We start from the raw sequence: 16,838 nt of genomic DNA, 5'->3' as shown, positions 1-16,838 counted from the left end.
GTTGGACTTCTCCCTACTCGGTCCGGTGGCCGTGACCACCGGCACCGGAGAGCTCGTGCTGGGCCCGGTCAAGCGGCGCAGCCTGCTCGCGATGCTGCTCCTGCAGCCCAACGCCACCGTTCCCGTCGAGCAATTGATCACCTGTCTGTGGGAGGAGGAACCACCCGAACACGCCCGCACCGTCATCCAGGGCCATGTCTCGCGGCTGCGCGCGACGCTCGCCGAGGCGGGAGCCGACGCCTACGGCGTCGAGCTGACCACCCACGGCTCCGCCTATCGGCTGCGCATGCCCGAACAGCTCGTCGACAGCGAGCGCTTCTCCGAACTGGTCTCCCTCGCCCGCCCCGAGGCCGCTCCCGAGGAGGCCGTGGACCTGCTGCGCCAGGGGCTCGACCTGTGGCGCGGCCCGGCCCTCACCGGCACGGTGCCCAGCCCGCCGTTCGCCGCGGCGGCCCACGCCCTGGAGGAGCGGCGGCTGACCGCCGTCGAGGCGCTGGCGCGCGCCCACGGGGCGCTCGGCCAGTACGAGAAGGCGGCCGACGTACTGCACCCGGTGGCCGTGGCCAACCCGCTGCGCGAAGGGCTCATCGCGGCCCTGATGCTGGCGCTGTACCGCATCGGACGCCAGTCGGACGCGATCGCCTGGTACCACCGCACCCGGCAGCTCCTCGCCGACGACCTGGGGGTGGACCCGGGCGAGCGGCTGCGCACCGCGTACGAGGAGATCCTGCGCGCCGCCCCCGTGGTGGGGCGCCCGCGCGGCGCCGCCGAGCCCACCGCGCCTGCCCCCCTCCCGGCCCAGGCCCAGCCTCAGGGTCACGTCCCCGCGCAGGGCCACCCCCAGGCTCCCGCGCAGGGCCACCCCCAGGTTCCGGAGCAGGGTCAGGGCCAGGTTCCGGAGCAGGGCCAGGGCCACCCCCAGGCCTCCGCCCAGGCCGCCCACCGGCCCTCCGCGTCCGGGCCGCAGCTGCTCCCCCGCCCCCCGGCCGGCTTCCTCGGCCGTGACCGCGAGCTGGCCGGTCTGACCCGGCTCACCCTGCCCGCCGCCGAGCCGGACGGCCCGGCCTACGGCGCGGCCCCCACCGGGCTCCCCCCGGAGGGCGGCATCACGGTCGTCACCGGGCCCGCCGGGGTCGGCAAGACGGGCCTGGTCGTGTACTGGGGCCACGTCCAGGCGGACGCGTTCCCCGACGGGCGGCTGTTCGCGGATCTGCGCGGGTTCAGCGGCGGTGAGGCGGCGGCGCCCGCCGAGGTGCTGCGCGAATTCCTGCTCGCCCTGGGGACGCCCGCGGACCGCATTCCGCCCTCCCCGGAGGCGGCGGGCGCGCTGTACCGGTCGCTCGTCGCGGACCGCCGGCTGCTGGTCGTGCTCGACAACGCGGGCAGCTCGGCGCAGGTCCGGCCGCTGCTGCCCGGCGGGCCCCACTGCGCCACCCTGGTCACCAGCCGCAGCCGGCTCGACGGGCTGATCGCCACCGACGCGGCCCGCCCCGTACGGCTGCACGCGCTGGGGCCCGATGACGGGGTGGCCCTGCTCGGCGCCCTGCTCGGCCCCGACCGGGTCGCCGAGGACCCGGAGGCCGCGCATGAGCTGGTGGCCCTGTGCGACGGGCTGCCGCTGGCGCTGCGCGCGGCCTCGGCCCAGCTGCTGTCCCGGCCGCGCTGGCGGCTGGCCCGGCTGGCCACGGCGCTCCGCGACGAGCGGCGGCGGCTCGCGCTGCTGTCCGCCGAGGACGCCGGGGTCGCCGCGGCCCTGCGGAACTCAGTGGCGCGCCTCTCCGCGGACGACGCCCGGCTGCTGCGCACGCTTGGCACCGGCTTCGCCCGCGAGGTCAACACCGCGGAGGCCGCCGCGCTGGCGGGTGCGGACCCCGAGCTGATCCAGGACGGCCTGGAGCGGCTGGCGGAGATGCATCTGCTGGACGAGGAGGCCACCAACCGCTACGTGATGAGCGACCTGGTGAAGCTCTTCGCCCAGGACAGCGAGGACGGGCAGAGCGGCGAAGGGGGGCGGTGAGGGCGCGACGTTAGTGGGACGTTAGCGGCTCGGCAGCCGCGCGGCAGTGGCGCGGCAGCCGAACGCCAGCGGGGGGCGAGAGGCTTGAGCCGTACCGAGAAAGACAGACCGGAAACGGCCAAGTCCCATCTGGGGGAGCCCACCATGTCGATCACCACCTTCGCCGCCCGCCGCGCCCGCACCCTGCGCCTCGCCGCCGCCGGCCTGACCGCCGTCGCCGCCCTCACCCTCACCGCCTGCAACAGCAGCGAGGGCACCGGCACCAAGAGCGAGGGCAAGTCGGACAGTTCGAGCTCCGCCCCGGCCGGCCAGACGGACCAGTCGTCCAGCTCCAAGGGCTCCGGTGGCACCGACTCCACGGGCGGGTCCGACTCCACGGGCGGCGCGAGCGACGCGAAGAAGGGCGGCGGCAACCAGCAGACCGGGTCCTCCAAGGACGGCGCCAAGGGCTCCGGTGGCTCCTCGGGCTCCGACGACTCCGAGCAGGAGATCGGCCCCTGCGACATCAACAAGCTGACGGTTGGCGTCAAGTCGGTTCAGCGGCCGGTGAACTACATGGTGCTCGAGGTCAACAACCACGCGGGTGTGGACTGCAACATGCCCGGCTTCCCCCGCCTGAAGTTCGGCGAGGACGCCCAGGCCGCGACCCCGGTGTACGAGGACAGCAAGCCGCAGGCCGTGGTCACCCTCGCCCCCGGCGAGACCGCGTACGCCGGCATCCGCACCTCGTCCGCCGACGGCTCGGGCCAGAACGGCTACAAGGCCACCTCCCTCGAGGTCTTCCTCGAAGGCTCCGATGACTCCAAGACGGTCGAACTGCCCGGCGGCTCCGTCTACATCGACGACACCGCCCAGGTGACGTACTGGCAGAGCGACCTGTCCAACGCGCTCGACTGACGCGCCCACAGACCCGGGGAGCCGCCTCCCCCCGGCTTCCCGCCCCGACGACCCCCGCCGCTGCCCTGCGGCGGGGGTCGTCGGCTTCCCCCGCAGGGCATCGCCCGGAACGGATTGGCCGCCGCCGACCCGGGTACGCGTTCGAGACCAGCCCGAAGAAGTCAATCCAGTTCGGAGGCACGACCCATGGGCTTGGGCGGTTGCATAGGAATGATCGCGGTGGGGGCCATCCTCACCTTCGCCGTGGACGTGAAGACCGACGGCTTCAACGTCCACCTCATCGGACTGATCCTCATGGCCGTCGGCTTCATCGGGATGACGGCCTACGTCAGCGTCCTCAAACACCGGCGCACCAGGGCGCCGAGCCCGGCCGCGCCGGTCGTCGAGGAACAGCGCTACTACGAATAGCGACGGGCGTCAGCCGCTGCCAGGCGCCCCGGTGGCGCCGTCGTAGACGGCCCGCGCGCTCTGGACCTCGTCCATGTGCGCCTCCGCCCACTCCTTGACCGACCGCATCAGCCCGGCCAGGCTCTCGCCGAGCGGGGTGAGGGCGTAGTCCACCCGGACCGGCACCGAAGGGGTGACGGTCCGGGTGACCAGACCGTCGCGCTCCAGATTGCGCAGGGTCTGGGTGAGCATCTTCTGGCTGACCCCGGCCAGGCGGCGGGACAGTTCGCCGTAGCGCAGGGAGCCGTCGGCCAGGGCGGCGAGTGCGAGGCTGACCCACTTGTCGGCGATGCGGTCCAGGAGGTGCCGGGTGGGGCATTCGGCGACGAAGGCGTCGTAGACGATGCGGGCCTCGGCCCGGCGCTGAGCGGCGGTGCGGGTGGGCACGGTGGCTCTCCTCGGCGTGGGTTAGGCACTTCCAGGTAGGTACTTACCTCAGGAGAGCAACTCTCCCTAGGTTGGGCGGGAGTGGTCAACCCCCGACCGAGGTGAGGAGCTGGGAACCATGACCGAGCGGATGCGTGCCGCCGTGGTACGGGCGTACGGCGAGCCGGAGGCAGTGGAGATCACCGAGGTGCCCCTGCCCGAGCCGGGCCCCGGACAGGTGCGGATCCGGGTGGCGGCGGCGACCGTCAACCCCGTGGACCTGCTGACCCGCGCCGGGACGCTGGTCGCGGCCGGACGGATGGCACCGCGCGCCCAGACCGGTCTTGGCTGGGACGTCGCGGGCGTGGTGGATGCCACCGGACCCGGAGTGCGGATGTTCGCCCCGGGCGAGGCGGTGGTCGGGCTGCGCGACCTGCTGGACATGTCGCTGGGCACCTACGCCGAGTACGTCGTCCTGGACGCGACGGCGGTGGCCCCGGCGCCCGAAGGCCTGACGGCGGAAGCGGCGGCGACGCTGCCGTTGAACGGCCTGACGGCCTGGCAGTCGCTGGACGCGCTGGACCTGCCGAGCGGAGCGACGCTGCTGGTGACGGGCGCGGCCGGCGCGGTCGGCGGGTTCGCGGTCGAACTGGCCGCGCTGCGCGGGCTGCGGGTGGTGGCCGTCGCGGGCGCGGCGGACGAGAAGTCGGTGCGGGGGCTGGGCGCGGAGTGGTTCGTCGCGCGGGACGCCCCGGACCTGGCGGCGGCGGTGCGCGAGGTCGTCCCGGGCGGCGTGGCGGGGGCCCTGGACGCGGCGGGCGTCGGGCTGCCGGCGCTCGCGGCGGTACGGAACGCGGGCGCGTTCGTCGCGGTGGCCGCCGACGCACCCGTCGGGCTGCGCGGCATTCGGTCGGCCAACCACTGGATCGCGGCGGACGGCACGGCGCTCGCCCAGCTGTCCGCGCTGGCCGCCGCCGGCCGCCTGACCCTGCGCGTGGCCGGCACCCTCCCCCTCGACCAGGCCCAGGAAGCCCACCGCCGCGTGGCGGCGGGCGGTCTGCGCGGGCGGCTGGTGCTCACGCCCTGACGGCGTCGTCTTCGTCATCCTCACCGGCACCAGTGGCAGCCCGCCCGAGAAAGGCGACGCGTCCGGCCCTGGCTCCGACAGCTGCGCGCCCCGGACGCCCCTCGCTGCGGCGGGGGACGTCTCGTCATGTCTCACATCACCACCGTCCGTGTCCCGTTCCCGGCCGCCCCCTGCCACGTCCCAGCAGGTCACAAGGGTGCGGCGGGATGGGACATCCCATAGGACAGCGTGATCGCCACAGTCCCCTCCCACTCGGCCGAGAGTGGTTTCCGTCGCCGCGGCCGACCGGCCCGGCGGTCTCGACCGAGCGGCGCCGACGGCCAGTCAGCGCTCCGCACAGGGGGATTCCAGACATGACGTACTCCACGGGCCCCGGCCGACGCCGGACCTTCCTGCACAAGCTCCTTCCCACGATCGCCGCGGCGGGCATCGGCGCCGCTGGACTCGTCGGCTGCTCAGGCGGTGACGACAGCGGCGGCCAGGACGCGAAGGTCGGCAAGGCGGCCGACAAGAGCGCCGTGAGCAGCGACACGAAAGCCAGCCGCGACACCGAGGCCAAGAGCACCGGCACCAAGCTGAAGACGACGACCGGGGAGTTCGGCACCAAGGCGGCCGCCGCCGCCGACTTCCCCACCTGGGGCACGCGCTGGGTGGTCCACCAGACCGCCGATCTCAGCTCCCCTTCCGTCGGCATGCTCAACCAGGGCGCCCCGGGCCAGGACCGCATCAGCGCCGACTATCAGGTGAACACCGGGAAGAGGGTGTGCGAGGACGGCGCCTGCTCGACCTACATGGCGCACATCACCAAGCCGGTCAACGGCTTCGTGACCGTCGTCGCGGTGGACATCCCGGAGGACTCGCTGCCCGGAGTCCCCGTGCAGAACGGTGCTGAGCCGCCGAAGCCGCCGCAGACCGGCGGCACTCGCGCCGAGACGCTCCAGCGCGCGTCCACCTGGCTCACGGCGAACAACGGCACCCGGGTCCCATACAGCCAGGCCAGGATGTGGAAGGACGGCTACCGCCAGGACTGCTCGGGCTACGTCTCCATGGCGCTGGGCCTGAAGGCGCCCGGCACCAACACCGTGGGCCTCGCCAGCCCCAGCATCACCAAGCCGATCGCCCTCAACGACCTCCAGCCCGGCGATCTGCTCATCGACGCGAACGGCAACAACAACACCCGTCACGTCGTGATGTTCGAGAAGTGGAACGACGCCGCCCACACCTCGTACACGTCGTACGAGCAGCGCGGCGACTTCGGGACGGATCACACGACCCGGAGGTACGGACTGGAGCCGGGCAGCGAGTACAAGCCCTACCGGCCGCTGAAGTTCGCGGACTGATGCACTCCTGATCCCGTTCCTGTAACGAGCGACACGTCCGCCGAGGGGGGTGGACGTGTCGCTCCGCATGTTCATGATCAAGATGCTCCAATGAGGGCATGCCAGCACAACCGAATCGCTCCGAGAACCCACGACGAAAGCCACTCGCCCCGCTTCCCGAGAACCTCGCCGAGCCAGTGCGGAAATTCGTGACCGCACTGCGCCACATGCATGGCGAACTCGGCTTGAGCCTCAAGGAACTGGAGGACCGGCTGCCGGCCAGCCGCTCCTCCCTCTCCCGCTACCTGCGTGGCCAGAGCCTCCCCGACGAGCGGCTCCTGGTCCAGTGGGGCAAGCTCTCCTTCACCGCCGAGGACCGTTTACCCGCGCTGGTGGACCTGCTGCACCGGGCCAACGAGGCCACCTCCGCCGACAAGGCCGAGCCCCTCGTGGAAACGGACGGCGCGTCCGGGCCGGCCGCCCCGCCGCCGTCCCCGGAGGACCGGACGTCATGGAGCCGACGGCGGCTTTTGCTCGCGGCGATGGGCACGGCCGTCGTCATCGCCGGAGCCACGGCCACGGTCATCGCCCTCCGGTCGTCCGATGACGGGCTGCCCGCGTCCGCCTCCGCGCACCTGGGTAATGCCGGGATCACCGTGTACAACGCGGAGCGGGCCTGCCAGAACAAGCGCACCCGTGACTGCGCGCTGGGCCTGGCCCGCGATCCGTACATGGCCTACCGCCCGGCGAACATCGTAGGCCGGGCGTGGCACGGCGACGTCCTGCGCGCCGACTGCCGCATCGCCAACGGCGTCACGGTCACCGACGAGGCGGGCGGACACAGCAGCATGTGGTTCCGCGTCTCCAAGGACGGCAAGCGGATGTGGGTCCCGGGCATCCGGATCCACCCGGAGGAGGTGCAGTACACCAAGCTTCCCAACTGTCCCGACTGACCCATACACCGTCAGGACGGCTACCCGGTCAGAACGGCTACCCCGTCAGGACGGCTCGTCCATCCCCGCCAGCACCAGCGGCAGCCTGGCCGCCCCGCCGTCGGTGACCCGGACCGGGACGCCCCAGTCCTGCTGGTGCACATGGCAGGCCGGGTATTCGTTGGCACCCGCGGCGGAGCCGCTGTTGGACGCTGTGTCGTCACAGGAGGCGGCCATCGCGGAGACGTGCAGCACGCCCTCGGTCACCCCGTCCGCCAGCACCAGCTCGCGGCTCAGGTCCGTACCGGCCCCCTCGCCCTCGGCCAGCAGCCCGGGCGGGGTCGAGCTGACCAGCAGGCGCGTGGAGGGGCCGTAGCGGGTGTCGAGCTTCTGCCCGGCAGGGGCCTGGAAGACGACATCGAGCCGCAGCGTCCCCGGGGCGATCTCGGTGGCGGCCCGCTGGGTGCGGTGGGCCACCGCCGCCACGCGTACGGCCTCCTCGGGCAGCCGCAGCCGGGTCAGCCGGTGCCGCGCCGACTCGACGACCACGATGTCCCCGTCCACCAGCACGGCGTCCGACGGCTCGCGCAGATCCGTGGCGAGGGTGCTGACCTCGCCGGAGGCCGGGTCGAAGCGGCGCAGCGCGTGGTTGTAGGTGTCCGAGACCGCGACCGAGCCGTCGGGCAGCGCGGTCACGCCCAGGGGGTGCTGGAGGAGCGCCTGGTCGGCGGGGCCGTCGCGGTGGCCGAAGTCGAACAGCCCGGTGCCCACGGCCGTGCGGACCACGAAGCCGCCCTGACCGTCCCGCTCGACGTACCGCACCGCCGAGGTCTCGGAGTCCGCGATCCACAGCCGGTCCCCGGCCGCGGCCAGCCCGGACGGCTGGGCGAACCACGCCTCGGCGGCCTCCCCGTCGACCAGGCCCTCGTTCGTCGTCCCCGCGGCCGCGCGCACCGTCCCGTCCGCCGGGTCGTACGTCCACAGCTGGTGGACGCCGGCCATGGCGATCCACAGCCGGTCGGCGAACCAGGCCACGTCCCAGGGCGAGGACAGGTCGACCTCGCGGGCGGGCCCGGCGGCCGCGGACCCCTGCCACCACTGCCGCCCGGTCCCGGCGACGGTCCGCACCTCGCCGGTCGTAAGGTCCAGGGAGCGCAGCGCGTGGTTGACCGTGTCGGCGACGATCACCGTGCCGTCCGGCAGCAGCGCAAGCCCCTGCGGCTCGCTGAACCGCGCGCGGTCGGCGGGCCCGTCGACCAGCCCCCGCTCACCGGCCCCGATCCGCCGCACCACGCTCTCGCCGTCCGCCGCCAGCTCCACCAGCTGGTGCCGGGTGGTGTCCGAGACCAGGAAGGTGCCGCCGGGCAGCAGCAGCGCCTTGCCCGGGAACCTCAGCTCGGTGGCGACCGGCTCCGGCGGCACATACGGGCCGTCGCCGCGCCGCAGCGTGCCCTTGGCGCCGTGCTCGGCCTCCAGCTCGGCCACCAGCTTCTCCAGCGCGTGCGCATGCCCCTCGCCCGCGTGCTGGGCGACCACGTACCCCTCCGGGTCGATGACGACCAGCGTCGGCCAGGCCCTCACCGCGTACTGCTTCCAGGTGGCCAGCTCGGGGTCGTCGAGCACGGGGTGGTGCACCTCATAGCGCTCGACGGCGTCGACCACCGCCTGGTGCTCGGCCTCGTGGACGAACTTCGGCGAGTGCACACCGACGATCACGACGGTGTCGCGGTGCTTCTCCTCCAGCTCGCGCAGCTCGTCCAGGACGTGCAGGCAGTTCACACAGCAGAACGTCCAGAAGTCCAGGATCACTATGCTGCCTCGGAAGTCCGCGAGGGACAGTTCCTTGCCGCCGGTGTTGATCCAGGTACGTCCTTGCAGCTCAGGGGCGCGGACACGGGCTCGCTTGGTCATGACGTCAAGGGTGCCACTCGTGTGCCCGTGGGTGCTCCCCGCCCCTGGGGCGTTGCCGTGGGCTCGCCCGGCCAGGGCGAGCCCACGGGCGTCACCCGGTGGGTTACGCCGTCTGGTACGTGGGGTACGCGGGGACGGCCGCCGGCTGGTTCGCGCGCTTGGAGACCTTCTTGACCCGGTAGGTGTCCGTCCATGCCCTGAGGGCGGTGCTGCTGCCCTTCTTCACCCAGGTGGGCTGCTGGTAGGACTGGCAGATGAGGTAGTCCCCGTACCAGTTCCAGAAGCCCCGCTCCTCGTAGACGTCGAACTGGTACTGCTTGTAGACGATCCCGGCGCGGGCCAGATAGTGCGCCTTCTCCTTCAGGTTGAGCTCGACCTTCTTGGTCCTGCTCTGCGTCTTGCTGATCTCGAAGCCCAGGCCGGCGCTGATCCCGTCCTCGCTCATGCCGAGGGTGGCGCTGACCTTGCTGGTGAGGTCCACCTTGTACTCCCAGGTGGTTTTCGCCGGACCCGGCATGCTCTGCACGTAGTCGGGGGTGTCGGGCCACTCGTAGACGGTCTTGACGAACTTCTTGTTCCTGACCTCCCGCGCGCCGGTCCAGCAGGACGTGCCCTGCTTCTTGGACTGCTTCGACGACTTCGCCGCCGCCGCGTTGGCGACGATGTCGGTGGGCTTCGCGGAGGCGTCGGTGGTGAAGAGGTCGTCGCCCGCGACGACCGCCGCGCCGCCGGCGAGCAGACTGCCGGCGAGGGCCGCGACCACCAGGTTGCGGGTGCGCCCGGCTCGTGTGATGCGCATGCTGATGCTCCTGTGTCCAAGGAATGAGGCTCCTGTCGCGCCTGCCTTCGGTCGTCGACACCGGTGAGCGGCAAGGCGGGCCCGGCAGCACCCGGGCGGCGCCTTCGACGGGGCGCCGCCCGGCGGTGCGGGGCGATGGGCAAGAGCCTCGGGGTGTCCGGCACGTCCGGCAACGGTTTCCGGCGTCCGGGCCCGTCCAGGATCGTCTGCGCAGGTCAGCTTGGGTGTCCGGGCTCGCGTCGGGGTCGTGGGGACAGGCCACGCAAAGCCGAGATCCCGTCCGGTCGGGGCGACCGGACGGGATCTCGGCGACGACGGCGGCCGTCCAGGGGCGGGGTTCAGCAGCAGCGCATCTCCGCCTGGGCCTTGCTGAAGTCCCCCGCCGCGAAGGCCTTCGCGGGGATCGTGAAGTACATCGTCCCGGAGTCGCCCCAGCCCCATCCGAGCTCCGAGTCCTCCGGCAGCTGGAGCAGATGGACAGCCGGGCCGTCGGCGTCGCGGCGGGTCACCCAGAACGCGTACGAGGTGTCGGGCCAGCCGAAGGCGCAGTGGCTGCCGGAGGTGTTGCCGTTGAGGTCGCCCATCGCGTCGAGGATGAGCGAGGCCGCGCCCCAGTGTTCGTCCCGGTCGAACTCGACGTCGCGGTCCTCGACGTCCCAGGCGTCCGGGAGCATGACCACCCCGGCCGCGTGGACGGGGGTGGCCGGATAGCTCCGCGCCGGTGCGGGGGCGGTGGTCTCGACCGCCCGTGCCGGATCGGCGGGTATGACGCGGCACGCCTCGGGCTCGTCGTCCAGCCTCGAGTACTCCTGGTACGGCAGGTCCGGGTCGAGGCAGAAGAAGTTGAGCAGGCCGGGCCGCGTGGGCAGTTCGTCCCCGAGCCAGGGGGCGAGGGCGTCGGTGTCGAGGACGGCGTGCAAGGAGAGCGGGATGCCCCCGACTTCGGGCCAGGGGGTGCCCGGTTCGAGCAGGGCGGGGCCGCCGAGCCGGCAGCGGCCGGTGGCCGGAGCGTCGTCTGTGGGGGATTCCAGTCGGAAGCCACGGCGGGCCATGGCGGCGAACTGCCGGCCGGCCTGCTCGCCGAGCCGTTCGGTGCACTCTCGGCGCATCTCGGAGGGGTCGTCGAATCGCATGCCGGGATGGTCCCAACTCCCTCCGACAGTCGGCGGGATCGGCTGCCCGAAGAGGGCCTGACCTGTGCGGACAGATCCGGACTGTCCCAGACGGCCCACGCGTTGCCGGACACCCCCGCGCCCCAGCAGCCTCCCTTTCATGCCCCGAGCCAGGGGCCCGCGAAGGAGGTTGTGATGGGAGAGCACACAGGGGCCGCCAAGCGCCGCACCGGGTCGTCATCGGCCGCCCACGCCAAGCCGCGCGCCGCGCGGCGAGGGTCGCTGGCCGTGGTGGCGCGGGCAGCGGTGCGCACTGGCGCCCTGGCGGTGTTGACCGTCCTGGCGATCCTGGCGGGGGCTCTGCTGGCCTTGCACGGGCCGGGCGCCCGGGCCTCCGCGCAGTCGCCCGCCCCCTCCGAGCAGGTGACCCTGGCTCCGCCGGCCGAGGCGAAGACCCCGGCCGAGCAGCCGAAGGACCAGAAGGACGACCGGGGCGCCGACGACCGCCCGGGCACGGTGGAGCCCGCCGCGCCGACGACGGTGGTGCTGGTCTCCGGCGACACGCTGTACGGCCTCGCCGAGAAGAACCACACCACCGTCAGGACGCTGCAGCAGCTGAACGAGTTGGGCAGCTCCACCCTCATCTACGCGGGCGACACCCTGAACCTGCCCGGGACGGTCACGGGGGACACCGTCGAGCGTCCGGCGCCGGCCGACGGCGAGCACGGCGGCACCGACGACGCTGACGACGGCGGTAAGAAGACCACCAAGAAGGACACCAAGAAGCAGCCGAAGAAGCCCGCCAAGAAGCCCGTCAAGAAGCACGTCAAGAAGCACGTCAAGAAGCCCGCCAAGAAGCACCCCGAGCCGCACGGCACGGGCCGGGCCGCCAAGGCCGTCGCCTTCGCCCGCGCCCAACTCGGCAAGCCCTATGTCTGGGGCGCCACCGGCCCCGGCAGTTACGACTGCTCCGGCCTGATCATGCGGGCCTGGCAGGCCGCCGGGGTCAGCATCCCCCGCACCACCTGGCAGCAGCGCTACGCCGGTAAGGAGACCACCCGGGCCGCGCTGCGCCCCGGCGACCTGGTCCTGTCCAACCACGGCGGCCATGTCGCGCTCTACATCGGAGGCGGCAAGGTCATCCACTCCCCGGGCACCGGCCTCACCGTCCGGGTGGCGCCCCTGCCATCGGCGGGGCAGGTCACCGGATACCGTCACATCGCCAACTGAGGTACCGCTCGATGGATTTCCAGCGACCTGTCCGGATTCATCCGGATCTGCGGCGGGGAGGTGCGCACCCTACCACCGCTCTCAGCGACCGAGCGGCCGATCCGGGCCTACGATCAGAGCCGAAAGCACTCCCGGGGTGCTCGTGCGCAGCGTAACTTAAACGCACACACAAGCACCCAGCCCGCGTACGAACCGCCCGAGGGGTCCCGTGACCGTCCATCCCAGCCTGCAGACTTCCATCGACGCCTGGACCCATTCCGTCGAAGCGATATTCGAGTTGGTGAATCCGCTCGTCGAAGGGGAGTGGAACCGGGCCACCGAGTGCCCAGGATGGTCGGTGCGCGACGTGGTCTCGCATGTCATCGGCCTCGAGACCGAGATGCTCGGCGATCCGCGCCCGATCCACTCGCTGCCGCGCGACCTGTTCCACGTCACCAGCGAGCAAGCGCGCTACATGGAGGTCCAGGTCGACGTACGGCGCTGCCACACCGCGCCGGAGATGACCTCCGAGCTGGACTACACCATCATCCGCCGCAGCCGGCAGCTGCGGAACGAGAAGCGCCAGCCGGACACCATGGTGCGCTGGTACGGCGGGGGCGAGGTGACCCTGGAGAAGGCCCTGCTCGCGCGGGCCTTCGACGTGTGGGTGCATGAGCAGGACCTGCGGCGGGCGCTCGGGAAGCCGGGCAATCTGGACTCGCCGGGCGCGATCATCGTCCGGGACCGGCTGCTGGCCGCGCTTCCGAAGGTGGTCGCCGAGGACGCGGGCGCGGCGCCCGGCTCGGCGGTGGTCTTCGATGTGAGCGGCCCGCTGGAGTTCATGCGCACGGTCCGGGTGGGCGCCGACGGCCGGGCCACCATCGACGGCAGCGTCTCGCTGGGGCCGACCGTGACGATCGCGGTGGACTGGGAGACGTATCTGCGCCTGGCGTGCGGGCGGGTGCGGCCGGAGGCGGTCGCCGACAAGCTGAAGATCGAGGGCGATCAGCAGCTGGCCGACGCGATCCTGGCCCACTTCGCCGTCACGGCCTGAGGCGCCCCGGGGCCTCGAAAGGCCTCAGGGCGTACGCGTTCCCCAGGGGACGAGCGGGACAGCCACGGTCACGGTCACCGTCACGCCGGTACGTGCACCGCCTCGACGCGGCTCGCGACGACGCGCTCGCGCTCCCGGCGGTGCGCCCGCCCGCGCAGCCGCAGCACCTGGGTCACGCCGAGGGCCTGGAGGACGAACACCGAGGCGAATGCGGCGCGGTAGTTGCCCCCGGTCGCGTCGAGCAGCACGCCGATGGCCAGCAGGGTGGTCATCGAGGCGGTGAAGCCGCCCATGTTGACGATGCCCGAGGCGGTGCCAAGACGCTCCGGCGGGTTCGCGGGGCGGGCGAAGTCGAAGCCGATCATCGAGGCGGGTCCGCAGGCGCCGAGCACGGCGCACAGCATGATCAGCAGCCACATGGGCGCGTGGTCGCCGGGCCAGGCCAGCACGGCGCCCCACAGCAGCGCGGTGGCCCCCACCGTGCCGAGGGCCAGCGGCGCGCGGGCCGCGTGGTGCCGGGCGATGACCTGTCCGTAGACCAGGCCGACCGCCATGTTGGAGAGCACCACCAGGGTCAGCAGCTCACCGGCGGACGCACGGGACAGCCCCTCGGCCTCCACCAGGAACGGCAGCCCCCACAGCAGCAGGAAGACCATCGCGGGGAACTGGGTGGTGAAGTGCACCCACATGCCGAGGCGGGTGCCCGGCTCGCGCCAGGCCGCGGCGATCTGCCGGCGGACGAAGGCGGCGCCGGAGTGGGTGGCCGGGACGGGCTCGTACCCCTCCGGGTGGTCCTTGAGGAAGGCCAGCACCAGGACCAGGACGACCGCGCCGCCGATCGCGCTGCCCGCGAAGGTCGGGGTCCAGCCGAGGGTGTGCAGCGCCTGGGCGATCACCAGGGTCGAGATCAGGTTGCCCGCCATTCCGAACAACGCGGCGACCTGCGCGATCAGCGGCCCGCGGCGGGCCGGGAACCAGCGCGAGCCCAGCCGCAGCACGCTGATGAAGGTCATGGCGTCGCCGCAGCCGAGCAGCGCGCGGGAGGCCAGCGCGAAGCCGTACGAGTGGGAGAGCGCGAAACCGAGCTGGCCGGCGGTGAACAGCACGACGCCGAGCGTGAGCACCTTCTTGGTGCCCAGCCGGTCGACCATCAGGCCGACGGGTATCTGCATGCCCGCGTAAACGAGCACCTGGAGGATCGAGAACGTCGACAGCGCCGAGGCGTTGATGTGGAACCGCTCGGCGGCGTCCAGGCCGGCCACGCCCAGGCTGGTGCGGTAGGTGATGGCCATGAAGTAGACGGCGACCCCGATGCCCCAGACGGCGGCGGCGCGCCGCCCGCCGGGTGGATCGCCGGGCAGCCGGAGCCCGCTCATCGCTCCTCACCCCGGGCGAGGTTGTTCACCCAGCTGATGTGGCGCTCGACCAGCCCGGCGGCGGCCGTGGCGTCGCCGGAGCGCAGGGCGGTCAGGATCTCGGTGTGCTCGGTGATGTTCTTGGCGATGCGGTCGGGCTCGGCGTGCATGGTGGCCACGCCCATCCGCAGCTGGCGGTCCCTCAGCTGGTCGTACAGATGCGCCAGGATGCCGTTGCCCGCGGCCCGTACGATCTCGGCGTGGAAGCACCGGTCGGCGACCGCGAAGGCGTTCAGGTCCCCGGCCGCCGCGTACTCCTTCTGCTCCTCCAGCAGCTCCTCCAGCCGGGCGAGCAGCCTCGGCCCGGCCGGGACGACCTTGGCGACGGCGTGCCGCTCGACCAGCAGCCGGGTCTCGACGACGTCCGCGATCTCCTGCGCGGACACGGGCAGCACCAGGGCGCCCTTCTTCGGGTAGAGCTTGAGCAGCCCCTCGACCTCGAGCCGGAGCAGGGCCTCGCGCACGGGTGTGCGCGAGACGCCGACGGCCTCGGCGAGATCGCCCTCGGTCAGCAGGGTGCCGCCCTCGTAGCGGCGGTCGAGGACGGCTTGTTTGACATGCGCGTAGACGCGCTCGGCGGCGGGTGGCTGTTTGGCGGTCGGGCTGACGGGGACAGGGGCGGAGGCCATGCGCACATCATAGATACAACACGTATGCGTGGCATGGGCCGTCCGGGATATGGGACAAGGCCGTCATGCCGACGGCCCGGCCGCGAGAGGCAGCCGGGCCGTACGGGGTTGGGGCCGAGCCCCGGGTTGAGCACTGGGCTCAGCCCCGGGTTCAGCCCCAGGTGATGAGGCGCTTGGGCTGCTCCAGGACGGCCGCGATGTCCGCGAGCACCTTGGAGCCCAGCTCGCCGTCGATCATCCGGTGGTCGAAGGACAGCGCGAGGGTGGTCACCTGGCGCGGCTTGACCTTGCCCTTGTGGACCCACGGCTGGAGCTTGACCGAGCCGAAGGCGAGGATCGCGGATTCGCCGGGGTTGAGGATCGGGGTGCCGGCGTCGATGCCGAAGACGCCGACGTTGGTGATGGTGACGGTGCCGCCGGACATCGCCGCCGGGCTGGTCCGGCCCTCGCGGGCGGTGGAGACGAGCTCGCCGAGGGCGGACGCCAGTTCGGGCAGGGTGAGCGAGCCCGCGTCCTTGATGTTGGGGACGATCAGCCCCCGGGGTGTGGCGGCCGCGATGCCGAGATTGACGTAGTCCTTGTAAACGATCTCCTGGGCGTCCTCGTCCCAGGCCGCGTTGATGTCCGGATTGCGCCGGATGGCCACCAGGAAGGCCTTGGCGACCAGCAGCAGCGGGTTCACCCGCAGCCCGGCCATGTCCGGGTCCTGCTTGAGGTCGGCGACGAGCTTCATGGTGCGCGTGACGTCGACGGTGATGAACTCGGTCACGTGCGGGGCCGTGAAGGCGCTGCTGACCATCGCCTGGGCGGTGGCCTTCCGTACGCCCTTGATCGGCACCCGGCGCTCCCGGCCGGCGAGCCGGGCAGGGGCCGCCTCCGCCTCGGCCGCTGCGCCCTCCGCCACGGGCTCGGCCACGGCGGCGGGCGCGGGGGCCGCGGCCGCGTGGACGTCCTCGCGGGTGATGGTGGAGTCGGGGCCGGTCGGGGTGACCGCCGCCAGGTCGACGCCCAGGTCCTTGGCGAGCTTGCGGACCGGGGGCTTGGCCAGCGGGCGCGCGGCCTTGGCGTGGCCGTTCAGCTCGGCTTGCGGCGGCGCGGGGGCGGGTGCGGGGGCGGGTGCGGGAGCCGCCGGGGCCGGGGCGGCGGCAGCGGGCGCGGGCTGGGCCGGGACGCCCCGGGCGGGCGCCGCCCCGGCGCCGGGCCGCGGCTTGCGCGGGCGGCGCTTGGTGGACGAGGGCGCCGCTCCGTAGCCGACCAGATTGGCCTGGCGCCCCCCTGATCCGGCGGCCTCGTCGTCCTCGGCGGCTTCGGCGGCCTGTGCGGGCTCCGTCGGTGCGGCGGACGGTGCGAGCTCGTCCCCCGCGCCCGGCTGGGTGTCCACCGAGATGATCGCGGTGCCCACGTCCACCGTCGTGCCCTCGCCGAAGCGCAGCTCGTGCACCACGCCGTCGAACGGGATCGGCAGCTCGACCGCCGCCTTCGCGGTCTCGACCTCACAGACCACCTGGCCGTCGGCGACTCTGTCGCCCGGCGCCACGTACCACTTGAGGATCTCCGCCTCGGTAAGTCCCTCGCCCACATCGGGCATCTTGAACTCACGGAAGCGCTGATCGGTTGCAGCCATGGTCACGACTCTCCTCAAGC

15 protein-coding genes are annotated in these 16,838 nt (G+C 72.6%); 8 read left to right on the top strand and 7 right to left on the bottom strand.

Annotated features, from left to right (window positions below):
• Position 1: 1 nt before the first annotated feature.
• The 3 genes from ACFZDL_RS32240 (at position 2) to ACFZDL_RS32230 (ending at position 3,322) form a co-directional block, all read left to right on the top strand.
• Complete coding sequence (locus tag ACFZDL_RS32240) at positions 2 to 2,017, top strand: BTAD domain-containing putative transcriptional regulator (protein WP_353594761.1); 2,016 nt, start codon at positions 2 to 4, stop codon at positions 2,015 to 2,017.
• 144 nt (positions 2,018 to 2,161) lie between these two features.
• Positions 2,162 to 2,914, top strand: coding sequence for a DUF4232 domain-containing protein (locus ACFZDL_RS32235; protein WP_353594762.1), 753 nt, complete (start codon positions 2,162 to 2,164; stop codon positions 2,912 to 2,914).
• 186 nt (positions 2,915 to 3,100) lie between these two features.
• A complete protein-coding gene (locus tag ACFZDL_RS32230; protein ID WP_353594763.1) occupies positions 3,101 to 3,322 on the top strand; it encodes a hypothetical protein in 222 nt (73 codons plus the stop codon).
• Between the two features lie 9 nt (positions 3,323 to 3,331).
• Here the strand turns inward: ACFZDL_RS32230 and ACFZDL_RS32225 are convergent, their stop codons facing one another.
• Complete coding sequence (locus tag ACFZDL_RS32225; RefSeq protein ID WP_353594764.1) at positions 3,332 to 3,748, bottom strand: helix-turn-helix domain-containing protein; 417 nt, start codon at positions 3,746 to 3,748, stop codon at positions 3,332 to 3,334.
• A 118-nt stretch (positions 3,749 to 3,866) separates the two neighbouring features.
• On the opposite strand from ACFZDL_RS32225, the gene ACFZDL_RS32220 reads away from it, so the two are divergent.
• The 3 genes from ACFZDL_RS32220 (at position 3,867) to ACFZDL_RS32210 (ending at position 7,086) form a co-directional block, all read left to right on the top strand.
• Complete coding sequence (locus ACFZDL_RS32220) at positions 3,867 to 4,814, top strand: NADP-dependent oxidoreductase (protein ID WP_353594765.1); 948 nt, start codon at positions 3,867 to 3,869, stop codon at positions 4,812 to 4,814.
• Between the two features lie 353 nt (positions 4,815 to 5,167).
• Complete coding sequence (locus ACFZDL_RS32215; protein WP_353594766.1) at positions 5,168 to 6,154, top strand: hypothetical protein; 987 nt, start codon at positions 5,168 to 5,170, stop codon at positions 6,152 to 6,154.
• Positions 6,155 to 6,342: 188 nt separating this feature from the next.
• Positions 6,343 to 7,086 carry an XRE family transcriptional regulator gene (locus ACFZDL_RS32210; protein WP_353594767.1) on the top strand — a complete coding sequence of 248 codons (744 nt, stop codon included), beginning with the start codon at positions 6,343 to 6,345 and terminating at the stop codon, positions 7,084 to 7,086.
• Between the two features lie 45 nt (positions 7,087 to 7,131).
• Here the strand turns inward: ACFZDL_RS32210 and ACFZDL_RS32205 are convergent, their stop codons facing one another.
• The 3 genes from ACFZDL_RS32205 to ACFZDL_RS32195 form a co-directional block, all read right to left on the bottom strand.
• Complete coding sequence (locus ACFZDL_RS32205; RefSeq protein ID WP_353594768.1) at positions 7,132 to 8,976, bottom strand: NHL domain-containing thioredoxin family protein; 1,845 nt, start codon at positions 8,974 to 8,976, stop codon at positions 7,132 to 7,134.
• 103 nt (positions 8,977 to 9,079) lie between these two features.
• Positions 9,080 to 9,775, bottom strand: a complete 696-nt coding sequence (locus ACFZDL_RS32200; protein WP_353594769.1) for a hypothetical protein — start codon at positions 9,773 to 9,775, stop codon at positions 9,080 to 9,082.
• A 338-nt stretch (positions 9,776 to 10,113) separates the two neighbouring features.
• On the bottom strand, positions 10,114 to 10,908 hold the full coding sequence (locus ACFZDL_RS32195; protein WP_353594770.1) for a YwqG family protein: 795 nt from the start codon (positions 10,906 to 10,908) through the stop codon (positions 10,114 to 10,116).
• 174 nt (positions 10,909 to 11,082) lie between these two features.
• Between ACFZDL_RS32195 and ACFZDL_RS32190 the strand changes: the two genes are divergently transcribed.
• Entirely contained in the window at positions 11,083 to 12,117 is a 1,035-nt protein-coding gene (locus tag ACFZDL_RS32190) for an NlpC/P60 family protein (protein ID WP_353594771.1), read from the top strand.
• Between the two features lie 208 nt (positions 12,118 to 12,325).
• Positions 12,326 to 13,150, top strand: coding sequence for a maleylpyruvate isomerase family mycothiol-dependent enzyme (locus ACFZDL_RS32185; RefSeq protein WP_353594772.1), 825 nt, complete (start codon positions 12,326 to 12,328; stop codon positions 13,148 to 13,150).
• Positions 13,151 to 13,230: 80 nt separating this feature from the next.
• Here ACFZDL_RS32185 and ACFZDL_RS32180 read toward each other — a convergent pair whose 3' ends face one another.
• From ACFZDL_RS32180 to ACFZDL_RS32170, 3 genes are all read right to left on the bottom strand, one after another.
• Positions 13,231 to 14,526 carry an MFS transporter gene (locus tag ACFZDL_RS32180; protein ID WP_353594773.1) on the bottom strand — a complete coding sequence of 432 codons (1,296 nt, stop codon included), beginning with the start codon at positions 14,524 to 14,526 and terminating at the stop codon, positions 13,231 to 13,233.
• Positions 14,523 to 15,194: a GntR family transcriptional regulator gene (locus tag ACFZDL_RS32175; protein ID WP_353594774.1), complete on the bottom strand. Its 672-nt coding sequence runs from the start codon at positions 15,192 to 15,194 to the stop codon at positions 14,523 to 14,525. Before ACFZDL_RS32175 ends, ACFZDL_RS32180 begins: the two co-directional genes overlap by 4 nt.
• Before the next feature lie 151 nt (positions 15,195 to 15,345).
• The gene (locus tag ACFZDL_RS32170; protein WP_353594775.1) at positions 15,346 to 16,818 is read right to left on the bottom strand and encodes a dihydrolipoamide acetyltransferase family protein; all 1,473 of its coding nucleotides are present in this window, start codon (positions 16,816 to 16,818) and stop codon (positions 15,346 to 15,348) included.
• Positions 16,819 to 16,838: the final 20 nt, after the last annotated feature.

This window comes from Streptomyces sp. NPDC007917 (assembly GCF_042959105.1).
In the GTDB taxonomy this organism is placed as follows: domain Bacteria; phylum Actinomycetota; class Actinomycetes; order Streptomycetales; family Streptomycetaceae; genus Streptomyces.
Note: the sequence above shows the minus strand (reverse complement) of the source record. Positions and strands in the feature narration are given on the sequence as shown.